The following is a 14,167-nucleotide window of genomic DNA, read 5'->3' on the forward strand; positions in this document are numbered from 1 at the left end:
ACCACCACTTTGGACGCATGCGTACGTGCGAACCGACCGGCCCGTTCAGGCGCCGAACCCACAGGAGTCGAACACGATGGACATCACCAGCCGCACCCACATCGCCGCCGCGCCGGACAAGGTCTGGCAGACCGTCATCGATCTGCGCAAGATGATCGACGATATCCCGGCCGTATTGGCGGTCGAGCCGGCCGATTTCGCCGCGGTGCAGGGCCAGAAGCTCTCGATCCGGGCCAACGTGTCCGGCCGCGAGGTGGAAGTGCCCGCCACGCTCACCACCGTCACGCCGCCCGCCAAGCTCGTCGTCGATGCCGACCTGCCGGATCCCGTCGGCGCACCGGCGGTGGCGGCGATGACGCTGACCCCCGCCGGCGCTGGAACGGACGTCCAGCTGACCGTCACGCTGAAGCTCGGCATGCTCAAGGAGATGGCGGCCAAGGCGATGATCGGCGGCCGCGGCCAGTCGGCGCTGGACGACGCGCTGGCGCAGCTCAAGCAGCGGGTCGAGGGCAGTTGAGCGGCGGCCCGGTCCTGCGCCGCGGGTTCGCGCGGGCGGTGCGGCTGACGGCCGTCGCTGCCGCAATCGCGGTCGCGGCCGTCGGATCGTCGCGCGCCGCCGTGCCGGCTGCCGTCGGCATCGCGTCCGCCGCCGATCGCCCGTATGGCCTGCCGTTCAGCGAGCCGTCCAGCATGGCCACGTGGACGATCAGCCAGCCGTACGGCAACACCGTGTATGCCTACTTCGAGCGCCACCAGATCTACCGCAGCGGCCAGGGCCTGCACATGGGCCTCGACTTCGCCTGCGCGTGCGGGACGACGGTCGTCGCGATCGCCGACGGTGTCGTGCAGAGCATCGACGGACCGGGCGGCGCGCCGCCGCACAACCTGATGATCGCGCACCCGGACGGCTTCGTCAGCTTCTACGGCCATCTGTTGGAGCGCCCCGCGCTCGAGATCGGCCAGTCCGTCGCGCGGGGCCAGCCCGTGGCGCTGTCGGGCGACATGTACGAGACGTGCTACAGCTCGCCCCACCTCCACCTCGAGATCCGTGACGCGTCCTTGCAGCGGCTCTTCAACCCCGTCCAGTTCATCGACGCCGACTGGCACAGCCTGCTCCTGTACGGCAGCGGCCCGCTGTCGTACGAGCGCGAGCTGTCCGACCCGCGCCGCTGGCAGTCGTTCGACGACCAGCCGCCGATCCAGCTCGGGGGTGCGCTCCTGAACGAGTTCGCCCAGCCGTACCCGAGCGGCGAGCACTAGGACCGGGACGGCAACATGGGCCGCGCGCCGTTCGCGCTGACCATCGGGGCGATGGTGGCTGCCGGCGGACTGCTGATCGTGCAGCAGACCCGCCCCGCGTGGCTGACCGCGCTCGGCGCCCCGTTGCGCGCGCTCTCCGCCGAAACACCCGCCCTCGACCGGGCCACGGACGGCTTGGACGACGTCGCTGCGCCGACGCAGCCGGAGGGCGCGATCCTGCCCTTCTCGACGCCCGGCCGGACGGTCGGCGATGCGGCCGGCGCGGCCGGCGTTTCACCGTTCCGCACCGCACCGCCTGCCGTCCCCGGACCGACGTCCCACCCGCGTGCGCCGAGTGCCGGCTTGGCCGGGCGGCTCGCAGCCGCCCCGAGCAGCGTCAACCGGCCGCTGTTCCCGCTCCAACCGCGCCAGATCGTCGCGGATGGGTGCTGCGGTGGGGCGTGGTGGGCGGCGGACTCGAGCGCCCTGAACTTCATCGACCGGCCGCCGGGCACCGCGTCGACCGCGATCTACACCGCCGCGGTGTGGCCGCCCGGCGGGCAGCCGACCGTGCTGGACACCGGCGTCCTGCTGGCCAGCGGCGCGGCGCGCTACATGATCCGGCCTGCCGGCGACGTGAGCATCGTGCGGGACACCGTCGACGGCACGGAGTGGCCGCTGCCGACGGGCGGCAACCCGGTGCGGCTCACGCCGGACGGTACGCGGGCGGTGTGGTGGGACTCGTGGGGTGGTCGCGCCGACGTCGACAACCTGGTGCGCGTGTTCGGGGCCGATATTCACGGCACGGATGTCCGCGAGCTCGTCGCGCTGTTCGGCGCCACGGTGCCGGCCTGCATGCCGGACAGCCCGCGCTGCCTCGTCATCGGCCGCCCGGTGAAGGACCTGCCGATGTTCGTCCTCACGACGATCGACACCGTCAGCGGCACGATGATCGAGCTTGCCCGCGGCACGTTCCTCTCCGACGCCGCGCTCTCGCCGGACGGCCGCTGGGTGGCGTTCTACCTCGCCCTCAACCGCGAGCACCCGGACCGCAACGGCGTCTTCCTGGCGCCGACCTTCGTCGAAGAGGTCGGCCGTGTGAAGAAGCTCGACTTCGAGGGCGCCTACCGCTGGCGGCTGCCCAGCCGCTTGGTGTACGTCCCGATGCAGCCCGAGCACGGCTTCCACACCGTCTGGGAAATGGACGCCGACAGCGGTGTCGTCCGGCGGCTCCTCGGCCCCGAGGCCCAGATCCGCATCGCCAACAACGACTGGTCGATCTCCCCGGACGGCGCGACGATGGCGTGGGTGGACGAGCGCGGGCGGGGGGTGTGGGCGGTGGATTTGCCGTAGGGGGCGGGGGGGCGGCGGGCTGCGGGCGACGCATGCGTCGCCCCTACGTGGGGGACGGCGCGCGGCCGGGGTGCCGGTATCGTGGGGGAGAACACGGGTGAACTCACCCCCACGTGATCTCGACACCTGCGATGTGTCCCCGCTCGTATCGCAACCCCATGAACGCCACCCCCCCACGCACCTCCGCCTCGCGCACGACGGCCAGGATCGACGCGTCGGCGGGCGGCGCGGGCAGGGCGGCGACGTCGGCCGGCGCCACCCAGGCCACCTCGCCCTCGCGTCCGTCGCTGCGGATCGTCCCGTCCCGCACGTCGACGCGCACGATGAACATCAGCCACGCCTCACCCGTCACCGCATCGTACTCGGTGGCCACCGCCACGAGCCGGGGCGCGTCGCCGATGAGCCCGGTCTCCTCGGCCAACTCGCGCACGGCGCACGCCAGCGGCGTCTCGTCCGGCTCCACCTTGCCGCCCGGCGGCGACCACAACCCGAGGTTCGGCGCCTTGCGGCGGCGCAGCAGGCAGAGGCGGTCGGCACGATCGAAGGCGTAGACGAGGGTCGTGATGTGGCGGAGGGGGGGAGAAAGAGGAGGGGGAGGCGGAGGGGCCGGCATGGGGCGATTATAGGGCCGCGCGGGCACGTCGACGCCACGGTCCGCCCTCGACGAACCGCCTGCCTCTCGAACCCGTCGCCTGCCCCGCCCGCTCTGCTACCCTTTCGCCCGACCGCGTCGATCCCGTCGCCCCCCGTCGCCGGAGGCACCAGCGCCCATGTCCCGTCACCCGCAACACCCGCATCACCCGCATGACCCCCGTCGGCCCCAAGTCCGCGCCGTGCCGCCCATCGCCGCGCCGGCCGTCACCCTTGCCCTCGCCGTCGCCCTCGCCGTCGCTACGTCATCGGCCGCCGCCCACCCTGCCGTGCGCCCGATCGACCCGCCGCCGCCCGCCCTCGCGCTCGCGCCCGCCCCCGCTCTCGCGCCCGCGAGCGCGATCGTCGTCCTCGACGCCCCCTCGGTGGCCGAGCGGCTGGCGGCGTCCGGCTGGCCGGCGTGGCGTCGGCTGGCCGTCGACGTCGCCTCGGCCGCGGCGCAGACGGACACCCGCGCCCATCTGAATGCGCTCCACGCCGCCACGCTCGCGTCGCAGGCCGGCGTGCTGGCGCGCGCCGAAGCCCTCGGGCTCGACGTCGTGGCGCGCTACGCCGTCGTCGGCAACGGCGTACAGGTGCACGGCCGGGCATCGGACATCGCCCGGCTGGCCGCGGTGGCGGGCGTCGCGCGGATCGAGGCGGCGCCGCGGCTGCGGCCGATGCTCGATCGGAGCGTGCCGCGCATCGGCGCCGACGTCGTCCACGCCCGGCTCGGGCTCGACGGTGCGGGACAGACGATCGCGATCATCGACACCGGCATCGACTACACGCACCGCGCGTTCGGCGGGCCGGGCACGGCAGCGGCGTACGCGGCGGCGAGCGGCGCGGCGGAGCGGATCGACGATGCGTTCGATGGGCGGGCGCTGTTTCCGAACGAGCGCGTCGTCGGCGGCTGGGACTTCGTCGGCCCGAACTACACCTCGCCGGGGCTCTGCGCGCCGGGCGACGAGGCGGCCGGCTTGTGCACGAGCACGCCGCGCCCCGATCCGGACCCGCTGGACGCATACGGCCACGGCACGGCCGTGGCGGGGATCGCCGGATCTGAGGGCGGGGGCGATGTCGCGCCTGGCGTCGCGCCGGAAGCCTCGCTTGTCGCGCTGAAAGTGTACGGCCCGCCCGCACGGGCCGCCGACACGGACGAGGCGGTCGACGTCGTCATCGACGCCCTCGAGTGGTGCGCCGCGGCCAACCTCGGTCTCGAGCGGCGCGGGGCGGTGCCGCAGCGGGTCGACGTGATCAACATGAGCCTCGGCGAGCCGTGGGCGCAGGGCTCACGCTTCTTCGATGCGGCGATCGACGCCGCGGTGAACGCCGGCATCGTCGTCGTCGCGGCGGCCGGCAACCAGGCCGACCATCCGTTCGTCCTGACCGCGCCCGGCAGCAGCCCGCGCGCGCTCTCCGTGGCCGCGTCGTCGGCCGGCGTGCCCGTGGACGCCATCGGCACGTACTCCAGCCGCGGCCCGAGCCGAAGCGGCGCGTTGAAGCCGGACCTGACGGCGCCCGGCACCAGCATCCGGACCGCCGGCATGGGCAGCGGCGGCGGCGCCGCCGTGATCAGCGGCACCTCGATGGCCAGCCCGCACGTCGCCGGCGCGGCGGCGCTCGTGCTGCAGCGCCTCGCCGCCGGCACGACGACGCCCCTCGGCGCCTCCGACGTCGCCGCGCGCATCGTGAACGCGACGCGGCCGGTGGTGAACGACGGCCGCGGGGCCCGACCGGTGGGCGTGACGCGTCAGGGCGCCGGGCTGCTGGACGCGGCGCGCGCCGTCACGGCCACGCTGAGCGTCCGCGCCGGCGAGGGCGCGGCGGTGAACCTCGGCCGCTGGCCCCGCACGGCGTTGGCCCCGCGCACGTCCGTCCTCGAGGCCTTCAACCCGACCGCCGCGCCGATCACGTTCACGCTCGCCGCCGAGCCGCGCCCGGGCGCACCGCCCGCGCTGCACGTCGGCGTCCCGCCTGAGCCGCTCGTGGCCCCGCCGTACGCCCGCGTGCCGGTGACCGTCACGTTCGAGCCCGTCGAGCCGGCGCGCCTGCCGGCCGGGGATCTCGGCACCGCCGGGACGATCGCGAGCGGGGCGCTCGAGGCCGCGACGGCCGACGGGTGGCTCCAGTTCGCGCTGCTCGACGCGTCCGATCGACCCCGGCCCGACGCCGTCGCGCCGAGCGTGCCGTACGCCGCGATCTTCCGTGCCGCCTCGGCCGCGACCGTCACGATCGACGGCAACGGCAGCGGTGCGCCCGTTTTGCACATCGCCCAGCCCGCCGTGCCGGGCGCGGCAGGTGCCGCCGTCGAGCTGTTCCATCGCCTCACCCCGGCCGAGGGTGACCCCGACGAGCCGGGCGTTCGCTACGAGGCCGATGTCTGGCACGTCGGCGCGAGCTGGCGCGGTGTCGATTCCGACGCAGCCGGCGGCGGCGATGTCGGGGGCGCGCGCCTGTCGATCGGCATCGCCCGCCACGTGCCGGCCGTCGTACCGTACGGCGTCCTCGTGCGCGTGCTGCTGGACATCGACGGCGACGGGCGGATCGACCGGGTGGCGGCGGCCGGGCCCGAGAACGCGGTGCTCGGATCGGGCGGCGACGATGCCATGGTCGTCGGCGTGGCGCGGTGGGATCCGGACGCCGCCGCACCGATCGGGCGGCTGCAGCCGATCGCCCCGCTGCCGTTCACCGTGGACAGCCGCGTGCTGTCGTTCGACGTGCCGCTGGCCGACCTCGGCCTTGCCGCACCGCGCCGCGTCTCGATGTTCGTCGAGAGCCGTGGCCTGCTGGAGGACTGGCTGCCCCTGGACGACGGCGACGGCCGCTCGGGCGCGGCCATCGGCGCCGTCGATGTCGTGCCGGACGGCGCGAGCGCAACGGATGGGGGCGCGCCGCGGCTCGTCCTTCCAGCACCCGGCGAGCGCGTCGCGCCCCGGGCGTGGCGTGTCGCCGTACCGCCGGGCGGGTCGGTGGAGGTGGCGCTCGCCGGGGCGTGCGGGGCAGCGGCGGGTTCGTTCCTCGCGCTGATCCCGACGAACCCGGCGGTGGGGGAAGGCGGCGTGGTGGACGTGGCCGTCGTCGAGCCGGGGACGGCACAGGCGCGGCGGGCAGGGGGGTGCAAAGCCTGGCTTCCCGTCGGGTGGCGGGGGATCCTCGACAACAGGTGACGGCTGCCCGGGCGGAGGTTGCCGGCCGTCAGCCGTCCGGCGTGTCGGGATCCGGTGCTGCGCCGGACACGTCGGCACGGCCGAGCACCGGCCGCCGCTCCATCAACCCCTCGAACACCGTTTGCCCGAGCCCGAAGATCACGTAGCCCATCAACGCCGGGAAGAAGAACTGCTTCGGCAGGAACACGACGCCGATCAACGTGCCGACCACCAACAGGGATCCCACGATCGCCCGCGGCGAGCGGTAGCCGATCGTCGGGACGGCGGCGTACGAGACGTTGCTGATCATCAGGAAGCTGAGGCCGAGCATCAGGAAGCGGAGCAGCTGATGCCACGGCAGGTCGATGTCGCTGCCGATGAGGCGGCCGTAGAGCGGGGTCTGGCTGAACCAGTAGTAGCTGGCCAGCGTGATCCCGGCTGCCGGCGAGGGCAGTCCCTGGAAGTGCGTCTTGGCGCGGCCCGCCTGCTCGACGTTGAAGCGCGCCAGGCGGATGCAGGCGCACATCGTGAAGAGGAAGCAGAAGATCCAGTCCCAGCCGTGCTCGTTCAGGACGGCGAAGTACATGATCATCGCCGGCGCCAGTCCGAACGAGATCGCGTCGACGAGCGAGTCAAGCTCCGCGCCGAACTTCGAACCCGTGTTCGTGGCGCGGGCGATCCGGCCGTCGAATACGTCGCAGATGCCGCCGAACACCACGTAGAGCACCGCGCGCTCGTAGTCGCCGCGCGCCGCCGAGACGATCGCGAAGACGCCGAAGAACAAGTTGGCCATCGTGAAGCCGTTCGGCAGGATGACCATCGACCGGCGCAGCCGCCGGCGATTGCGGCGCGGCTCGGTCGATCGTGCGATCATCTCGCTGCCTCCGTCCATCGTGCAACCACCGTCATCCCGGCCGCCGTCCGGTCACCGACGGCCACGGCGATGCGCGCGTCGGGCGGCAGGAAGACGTCCACGCGCGACCCGAAGCGGATCAGCCCGAGCCGCTCCCCCTGCGCCACGGCGTCGCCCACACCGCCGTACGTCACGATCCGCCGCGCGATGAGCCCCGCGATCTGCCGCACGAGCACGCGGCGGTCGGCGGAGGGCCCAGGCGATGGGTCGGACGGCACACCCGGCCCGCCGGCGATCCCGAGCGACATCTGCTCGTTCTCGAGGCTTGCCTTGTCGCGCGCCGCGCTCATGAACCGGCCGCGGTTGTAGTGGGCATATAGAACCGTTCCCGTGATCGGGTAGCGGTTCACGTGGACGTTGAAGACGCTCATGAAGATCGAAACACGCGTCGCCGTCCCGCCGATGAAGGCCGGCTCGTCCACCGGGCCGACGAAGACCACACGCCCGTCGGCCGGCGCGATGACGACACCCGGCCCGCGTTCGCCGTCCCGCTCGGGATCCCGGAAGAACGCGACCACCCAGACCGCCAGGACGAAGAGGACCATGGCGAGCGCGATCCGCGGCGTCGAGGGGTGCGCCGCCGCGCGCGCGATCGTGGCGCCGGCCGCAAAGGCCGCCAAGCCGATGAACATGTAGCCCTCGCGTGCGACCTTCATCGTCCTCACTCGCCGGTTGGCCTCTGCCGTAAGCTGCCGTCGATCCCCGCGGCCCGTCCGATCCCCGCCGTCCGTCCGGCGCCATCCGATGACCACCACGTCGTCGACGCTTGCGCGCCGGTGGCCGCGCCAGCATGGCCCGGCGGCCAGCCGCGAGTCAAGGCGACGGTTGCCGCAGGCGTTGCACGAAGGCCGGCGGCACGTTGGCGAACACCGCCTCGCGCCCGACGCCCAGCCGGGCCACGAGGTCGCCGATCGTCCGATCGACGTGGACAAGCCGAGCCCGCTCGGCCCGCGAGGCCAGCCGCATCCGCACCGCCCGGACGAACATGTACTCGAAGTACGTCAGCTCGCCGCCCGGCGCAAGAAACCGCACGTAGGCGGCGCACACCTCGTCCACGGCTTCGACCGGGAAGTTGTTGAGCGGCAGGCTGGAGATCACGAAGTCGTATGGTTCCACCCCGGCGAAGTCCTGGAGCGCAACGGTGTGGACGATCGACGGCGAGGCGAGCCGGCGCGCATGGGCCGACGTGGCCAGGTCGCCGCGCAGATGGTCGGCGAAGGCGGCGTTCAGCTCGACGAGGTCGAAGCGGTCGTCCGCCCCGAGCAGCGGTAGGATCGCCCGCGTGACCGCCCCTGTGCCCGGCCCGATCTCGAGCACCCGAACCGCCCGCCCGTCCGTTGCGCGTGCCGCCAGCGGCCGCACCATCGCCGCCGCCAGGAAACGGCTGCTCGGCACGATCGATCCGGTCGTCTCGAAGCGCCGGCGGAACTCGCGGAAGAACGCGGCGTGCTCGCGGAGGTGGGACATCACGGACGATGGTCGGACGCAAGGCCGCGCGGGTCAACAAATCGGGGGCCGGGCGTCGCGCACCCGTCCGTGCATTCGCCGGTGCGCGCCAAGCTCGGGTCGCGCGGATCGCCGCCGGGCACGGACTTGTGGTATGTCTGTGCCCCCTGGACGGAACCGAAACCGAGACCCGATGCCGCACCCCACCCTCACCCCCCTCCTCACCTCCGCCCTCGCCGCCCGCGCGGCGCTCCTCGCCCCGCCCAACAAGGCGGCCTACCGTCTCTTCGCCGGGTTCTACGAGGGCGCACCCGACCTGGCGGCTGACCTGTATGCCGACACGCTCGTCCTCCACAACTACGCCCAGCCGTCCGCCGCCGGCGCGGAGGGCGTACGCCATGCCGCAGCGTTCTTCCGTGCCGCACTCCCGTTCCTGCGCAGCACCGTCGTCAAGCACCGGCACGCCGTCGACGCGGCCGACCGCCGCGGCGTCGTCATGGGCGATGCGCCGCCAGCGACGTCGATCACCGAGGACGGCGTGCGCTACCGGATCGACGTCATGGCGGCGCGCGACGCCGGTTTCTACCTGGACACGCGCGCCGTGCGGGCGCTGCTCAAGCGCGAGATGGCCGGCCGGACCGTGCTGAACACATTCGCCTACACCGGCAGCCTCGGCGTGGCCGCGCTGGCCGGCGGCGCCGCGCGCGTCGTCCAGCTGGACGCCAGCCGCGCCGTGCTCAACGTCGCCAAGGACTCCTGCACGCTGAACGGCCTGCCGATCCACAGGGGCGACTACATCGCCGACGACTTCTGGGTGGCCACCAGCCGCCTCCGCCGCGCCGACGCCCGCTTCGACTGCGTGATCCTAGACCCACCCTTCTTCGCCACCGCGCCCACCGGCACCGTCGACTTGGCGCAGCAGGCCGACCGCCTGATCAACAAGGTCCGCCCGCTCGTGGCCGACGGCGGGCGGCTGATCGCCATCAACAACGCGCTCTTCCTGAGCGGCCACGCCTTCGTGACGCTCTTGGAAGGCCTGTGCGCCAGCGGCTTCCTGTCGATCGAGACGACGATTCCGGTGCCCGACGACGTCACCGGCTACCCGGCGACACGCGTGAACGGCCCGCCGGTGGACCCGGCTCCGTTCAACCATGCGACGAAGATCGCCGTGTTGCGGGTGCGGCGGTAGCGAGGCGACAGCGCGACAAACCCGGTGTACGTCGACTCCCCCCTCTGCTATCCTCTCGTGTCATGGATGACCTGCGCCGCCCCTTCCGAACATGGCCCTGCTTCGCCGCCCTCACGACCCTCATCGCAATCCTGACCGCCTGGTCGGCCGGACCGGCGGCTGTCGCAACACGCGCCGCCGCCCCGGACGCGCCCGCCGCCGCACCCATCGTCGGCGCCGCGCTGACGATCCTGGCCGATGGTACGGCGCCGTTCGAGGATCGGCCGATCACGCTGAGCGGCCTCGGAACGCTGCCCGGGGTCCGCGGCAAGGCCGATCCGGGCGATGACGTCGGCCCGACGGACGGCGTCGTCCGTTCATGGGACGCCGTGGTCTACCGCGCCTCGTTCAGCGTGCGCGAGAACAGCGTCGACGATCTCGTGGCCGAGGTGACGTTGGCCGGGCCGGCGGTCTGGGAGGCGGGCCAACTGCCGGCGCTCCGGCTGGCCGGCTGCCCGGGCGGCGCCACGCTGACCGACGGCGGCAAGAAGGTGCGTTGTGTCGTCGGCCGCGTCGAGGCGCCGCCGGCGGTGACGGTCGCGCTCGACCTGACGGCCCGCGTGAGCGGCGCCGCGCTCCAGGGCGACGCGCTGACGGCCGACCTCACCGTTCGGGCGCCCGGCGCCGTCCCGGATCCCGACGCCGCGAACTGCCCCGACCCGCAGACGGACGGCTGCGACGACGATGCGCCCGTCGTCATGGTCTCGGCCGCGCCGGCGGCCGAGCTTCGGAAGTTCCTCAGCGGCAACACGAACGCCGTCCACAACGGCGTCCTCGGCCGCCGGCTGGACTGGCAGCTCGACGTCGTCCTCGGCGCCGACGGCGACGTCCGCGGCAGCTCGCTGCCCGTGGGGGCGCCGTTCACGCTGCCGGACTGGTGGCGGGTGCTCGGCCCGACCGGGCGCGACCTCAAGCTGACCGTTACGCTCATCGGCTGCCTCGACCTGGACGGTCGGAACGTCTGGAGCTGCGCCCAGCCGGGCGGGCCCGGCACGCCGCTCGACGTCACGCTGCAGCGGCTCGACGCGGAGACCAGCCTGCCCAACGGTGTCGCTTCGGCCCAGCCGACGACCGTCGCCAAGGTCCTCGTCATGCTCTGGGTGCCGGAGACAGAGGTCACCGGCGCCGGCGGCGACGTGACGTTCCACAACTGCTACGCCACCCAGATCGGCAACCCGCAGCGCTCGATCTGGGCGCCGGTCGATGCCCGCGGCCAGGCGAATCTCGGCGGCATCCAGGAACCGCCCGGCAACAACTGCTCCTACGTCGTCCTGCCGGTGCCGCGCGCCGTGCCGACCCGACGCCCGCCGCGCCGCCCGCCGCCCGGCCGCCCCGGCCCGCCCGGCCGCGCCCCGACACCGATCCCGACGGCACCCATCGCCGTGCCGAGCAAGCGCTACATGCCCGTCACGCAAGGCGCCGCCGTGACGGACGGCTCGACGTTCAGCGCCGAGATGCGGATCGCGATCGGCGGCGGCGGCACGATGCTCGGCGTCGTGGCGTGCGACAAGTGGGACAACAGCACGCACGTCCTGCAGGAGCAAGGACCGAACGGCGAGGCCGGCGTGCGCGTGTGGTGGCAGGACGCGGACGGCCAGCCGCGGGAAGTGACGGACGGCGGCCGGGTGATCGTCGAGTACGGCACCGGACGCTGGGGCCGGATGCGGCCGACGAACGCGACGCTCGGGCGGACGTGGTACGTCCAGGCCACGGCGGCGTGCACGGACAACGCGCCGTTGGCCGGAAGCGGCTGGGTGACGGGCGATCAGCTGGACTACAGCAACCGCGGCGGCGGCAAGATGAACGCCCGCGAAGTGAACATGGTCCGCGCTCGGTTCCAGGACGGCGTGCCGGCCGGCTCGACGGTCTGGCTCGAGCTGCAGTACGCCGCGCTCCAGAACCGGCCCGGCAGTTGGCTGATGAACTATGCCGCGGCCGGCTACGGTGCGGGCAGCCGCGCCGGCTGGCGCTACCAGGAGTGCTACGGCGCGCAGGGCACGTCGTCCCGCCGCGAGTGCCCGGTGCCGGCGCCCGGCACGAAGGCCGCGCCGGGCGGCCTCGGCGACATGCTCGTCCATGTGGGCGTGCCGCTGTGGCTGAAGAAGCGCAACGACCCGGCCGTGCCGAACGGCAGCCCGGTCGTCAACGCCGGCGACACCGTCGCGTTCGTCATCGACGCCGCGACGTTCCCGAGCCCGTCGTCGCCGCCGCTGCCGACGTACCCCAAGGAGGCGTTCGCGCCCGGCGTCGTGCTGACGGACACGCTCCCGCTCGGGCTGTTCTACGAGCTCGACTCGGCGACGATCGCCAGTGAGGACATTGACGGCGACGGCGTGCTCGGCGGCGGCGAGGACCGGAACGGCAACGGGCGGATCGACCAGGACGTGCCGTTCGAGCCGTCCATCGTCTCGGGTCCCACCAGCGGCGAGACGACGTTGACGTGGGTGCTCGGCGATCTGCCCTACGAACGGCGCGTGCCCGCCATCCGCTACGTCGCACGCGCGTCGCGCCTCGTGCCCGGCGGGACGGCGCTGGCGAACATGGCCGGCATCTCCGCCCGCAACGACCGCCCCCCCGACTGCCGCCCCGGCTTCCGCGACCTCGAGGGCGGCCGATGCGCCTGGGCGCAGGTGATCATCGCCAACATCGCCGCCGCACAGGTCGAGAAGGTCCCGAGCCGGCTGCTCGTCCTGCCGGGCGAGCCGTTGGTCTACCGTCTCTCGCTGGCCAACCTGACCGACCGGCCGGTCGAGTGGTTCGACGCGGTCGACATCCTGCCGCGCGCCGGCGAGCCGCGCACGCCCGGGACACGGATCACCGGCGGCATCGTCGACGTCCGCGTGACCGTGCCGGCCGGCGGCGCGCCGATCGATGTCTGGGCGTCGGCCGGCGATCCCGAGACGCTCGACGTCGCGGGCGGCGGGGAGCGCGACGGCCTCGTCGACCCCGTCGCGGCGTGGGGTGCGCCGGGCGCCGGCCTGAACGGACCGGACTGGCCATGCCGCCTGGCGGACGTCGGCAACCGCACCCGCTGCGCGGCGATCCCGAACCGCGCCGACGTGACCGCCGTCCGGCTGTGGGGCCCCGATCCGCGCCCGAGCGCGAGCACGACCCTCCTGGACAGCTTCCTGCCGGCCGGTGGCCCGCCGCGCCACATCGAGCTGACGCTCCACGTCCCGGGCTCGCAGGTCGGCGACGTGGCGAACAACGCCTGGGGCGGCCGTTTCGAAAGCCTGCCGCTGCCGGTGTTCGACGACGCCCTCATCCGCGTCCGCCCGCCCGATACGGCCACGCCGACCGTCTCGCCGACCCCGTCCGAGACGCCGCCGCCGTCGCCTACTTTCACGGCGTCGGCGACCCCGACGGACACGCCGACGCCGCTGCCGACGGACACGCCGACGATCACCCCGACCGCCACGCCGACGCCGGTCTACCGGATCTACCTGCCCCTCTCGCTCCGCACGAAGTGCCAGGCGCACACCGTGGACGTCGTCCTCGTGATCGACGTCTCGAGCAGCATGCGCCGTGCGGCAGGCGACGGGGGCACGAAGCTGGATGCCGTCCTGCGCGCGTCGCGGGCGTTCCTTGACCGCTTCGCGCCGGCGCCCGGCCGGGGCAGGGTGGCCATCGTCGCGTTCCACAACCGCGCCTGGACCGTCCAGCCGCTCACGGACGATCGGGCCAAGCTCGACGCAGCCGTGAACGCCCTCGCGCACGTCGTCGAGGAAGGCACGCGCCTCGACCTGGCGCTCACCGCCGGCGCCGCCGCGCTGGCCGACGTCGATGCGTCCCGGCTGCGGGCGATGGTCTTCCTGACGGACGGCCTCCCGAACCGCGTCCCGACGCCTGCGGCCGGCGGCAGCATGGAGGACACCGTCCTCACCGCCGCCAAGGCAGCGCGCGCGCAGGACATCACGATCCACACCGTCGGCTACGGCCGCGAGGACGCCGAGGACATCGCCGACCGCATCCTCCCGTCGCTGCTCATCGACATCGCCGGATCACCCGCCGGCTACCACCAGACGGACAATGCGGCGGGGCTGGCGGAGGTGTTCAGGCGGATCGCGGCGGAGTTGGGGTGTGTGGGAGGGGGGTGGCCGTAGGGCGGGTGTATCCGGCCCGCCCGCCGCAGGGATCGACAGCCGATCTGAACGGAGGCGCGGGGAACGGCCCGTACGCGCGACTACGGTCCCGCCCGCCGGTACCGCA

At 73.6% G+C, this 14,167-nt stretch carries 10 protein-coding genes; 6 read left to right on the plus strand and 4 right to left on the minus strand.

Going from position 1 to position 14,167, the window contains the following annotated elements:
• Window positions 1-76 precede the first annotated feature (76 nt).
• From IPG72_03220 to IPG72_03230, 3 genes are read left to right on the plus strand one after another with little or no spacing between them, the layout of a single operon-like run.
• The gene (locus tag IPG72_03220) at window positions 77-517 is read left to right on the plus strand and encodes an SRPBCC domain-containing protein (GenBank protein MBK6768039.1); all 441 of its coding nucleotides are present in this window, start codon (window positions 77-79) and stop codon (window positions 515-517) included.
• Window positions 514-1,260 carry a M23 family metallopeptidase gene (locus tag IPG72_03225; GenBank protein MBK6768040.1) on the plus strand — a complete coding sequence of 249 codons (747 nt, stop codon included), beginning with the start codon at window positions 514-516 and terminating at the stop codon, window positions 1,258-1,260. The genes IPG72_03220 and IPG72_03225 overlap by 4 nt, the downstream gene beginning before the upstream one ends.
• Window positions 1,261-1,275: 15 nt before the next feature.
• Window positions 1,276-2,592 carry a PD40 domain-containing protein gene (locus tag IPG72_03230; GenBank protein ID MBK6768041.1) on the plus strand — a complete coding sequence of 439 codons (1,317 nt, stop codon included), beginning with the start codon at window positions 1,276-1,278 and terminating at the stop codon, window positions 2,590-2,592.
• 103 nt (window positions 2,593-2,695) lie between these two features.
• Here the strand turns inward: IPG72_03230 and IPG72_03235 are convergent, their stop codons facing one another.
• Complete coding sequence (locus tag IPG72_03235; GenBank protein ID MBK6768042.1) at window positions 2,696-3,205, minus strand: NUDIX domain-containing protein; 510 nt, start codon at window positions 3,203-3,205, stop codon at window positions 2,696-2,698.
• A gap of 220 nt (window positions 3,206-3,425) precedes the next feature.
• Here IPG72_03235 and IPG72_03240 point away from each other — a divergent pair, with 220 nt between their 5' ends.
• Window positions 3,426-6,392 (plus strand): S8 family serine peptidase, encoded by a 2,967-nt coding sequence (locus tag IPG72_03240; protein ID MBK6768043.1) that lies wholly within the window; start codon window positions 3,426-3,428, stop codon window positions 6,390-6,392.
• A gap of 28 nt (window positions 6,393-6,420) precedes the next feature.
• Here IPG72_03240 and pssA read toward each other — a convergent pair whose 3' ends face one another.
• From pssA to IPG72_03255, 3 genes are all read right to left on the minus strand, one after another.
• Entirely contained in the window at window positions 6,421-7,245 is an 825-nt protein-coding gene (gene pssA / locus IPG72_03245) for a CDP-diacylglycerol--serine O-phosphatidyltransferase (GenBank protein ID MBK6768044.1), read from the minus strand.
• A complete protein-coding gene (locus tag IPG72_03250; protein ID MBK6768045.1) occupies window positions 7,242-7,940 on the minus strand; it encodes a phosphatidylserine decarboxylase family protein in 699 nt (232 codons plus the stop codon). The genes pssA and IPG72_03250 overlap by 4 nt, the downstream gene beginning before the upstream one ends.
• A 157-nt stretch (window positions 7,941-8,097) precedes the next feature.
• Entirely contained in the window at window positions 8,098-8,751 is a 654-nt protein-coding gene (locus IPG72_03255; GenBank protein MBK6768046.1) for a methyltransferase domain-containing protein, read from the minus strand.
• Window positions 8,752-8,923: 172 nt separating this feature from the next.
• Here IPG72_03255 and IPG72_03260 point away from each other — a divergent pair, with 172 nt between their 5' ends.
• Both IPG72_03260 and IPG72_03265 read left to right on the plus strand, forming a co-directional pair.
• Entirely contained in the window at window positions 8,924-9,919 is a 996-nt protein-coding gene (locus IPG72_03260; protein ID MBK6768047.1) for a class I SAM-dependent methyltransferase, read from the plus strand.
• 62 nt (window positions 9,920-9,981) lie between these two features.
• Window positions 9,982-14,061 carry a VWA domain-containing protein gene (locus IPG72_03265; protein MBK6768048.1) on the plus strand — a complete coding sequence of 1,360 codons (4,080 nt, stop codon included), beginning with the start codon at window positions 9,982-9,984 and terminating at the stop codon, window positions 14,059-14,061.
• The last annotated feature ends 106 nt before the right edge of the window (window positions 14,062-14,167 follow it).

The sequence above is a fragment of the Candidatus Avedoeria danica genome, from assembly GCA_016703025.1.
Taxonomy (GTDB): Bacteria; Chloroflexota; Anaerolineae; order Epilineales; family Epilineaceae; genus Avedoeria; species Avedoeria danica.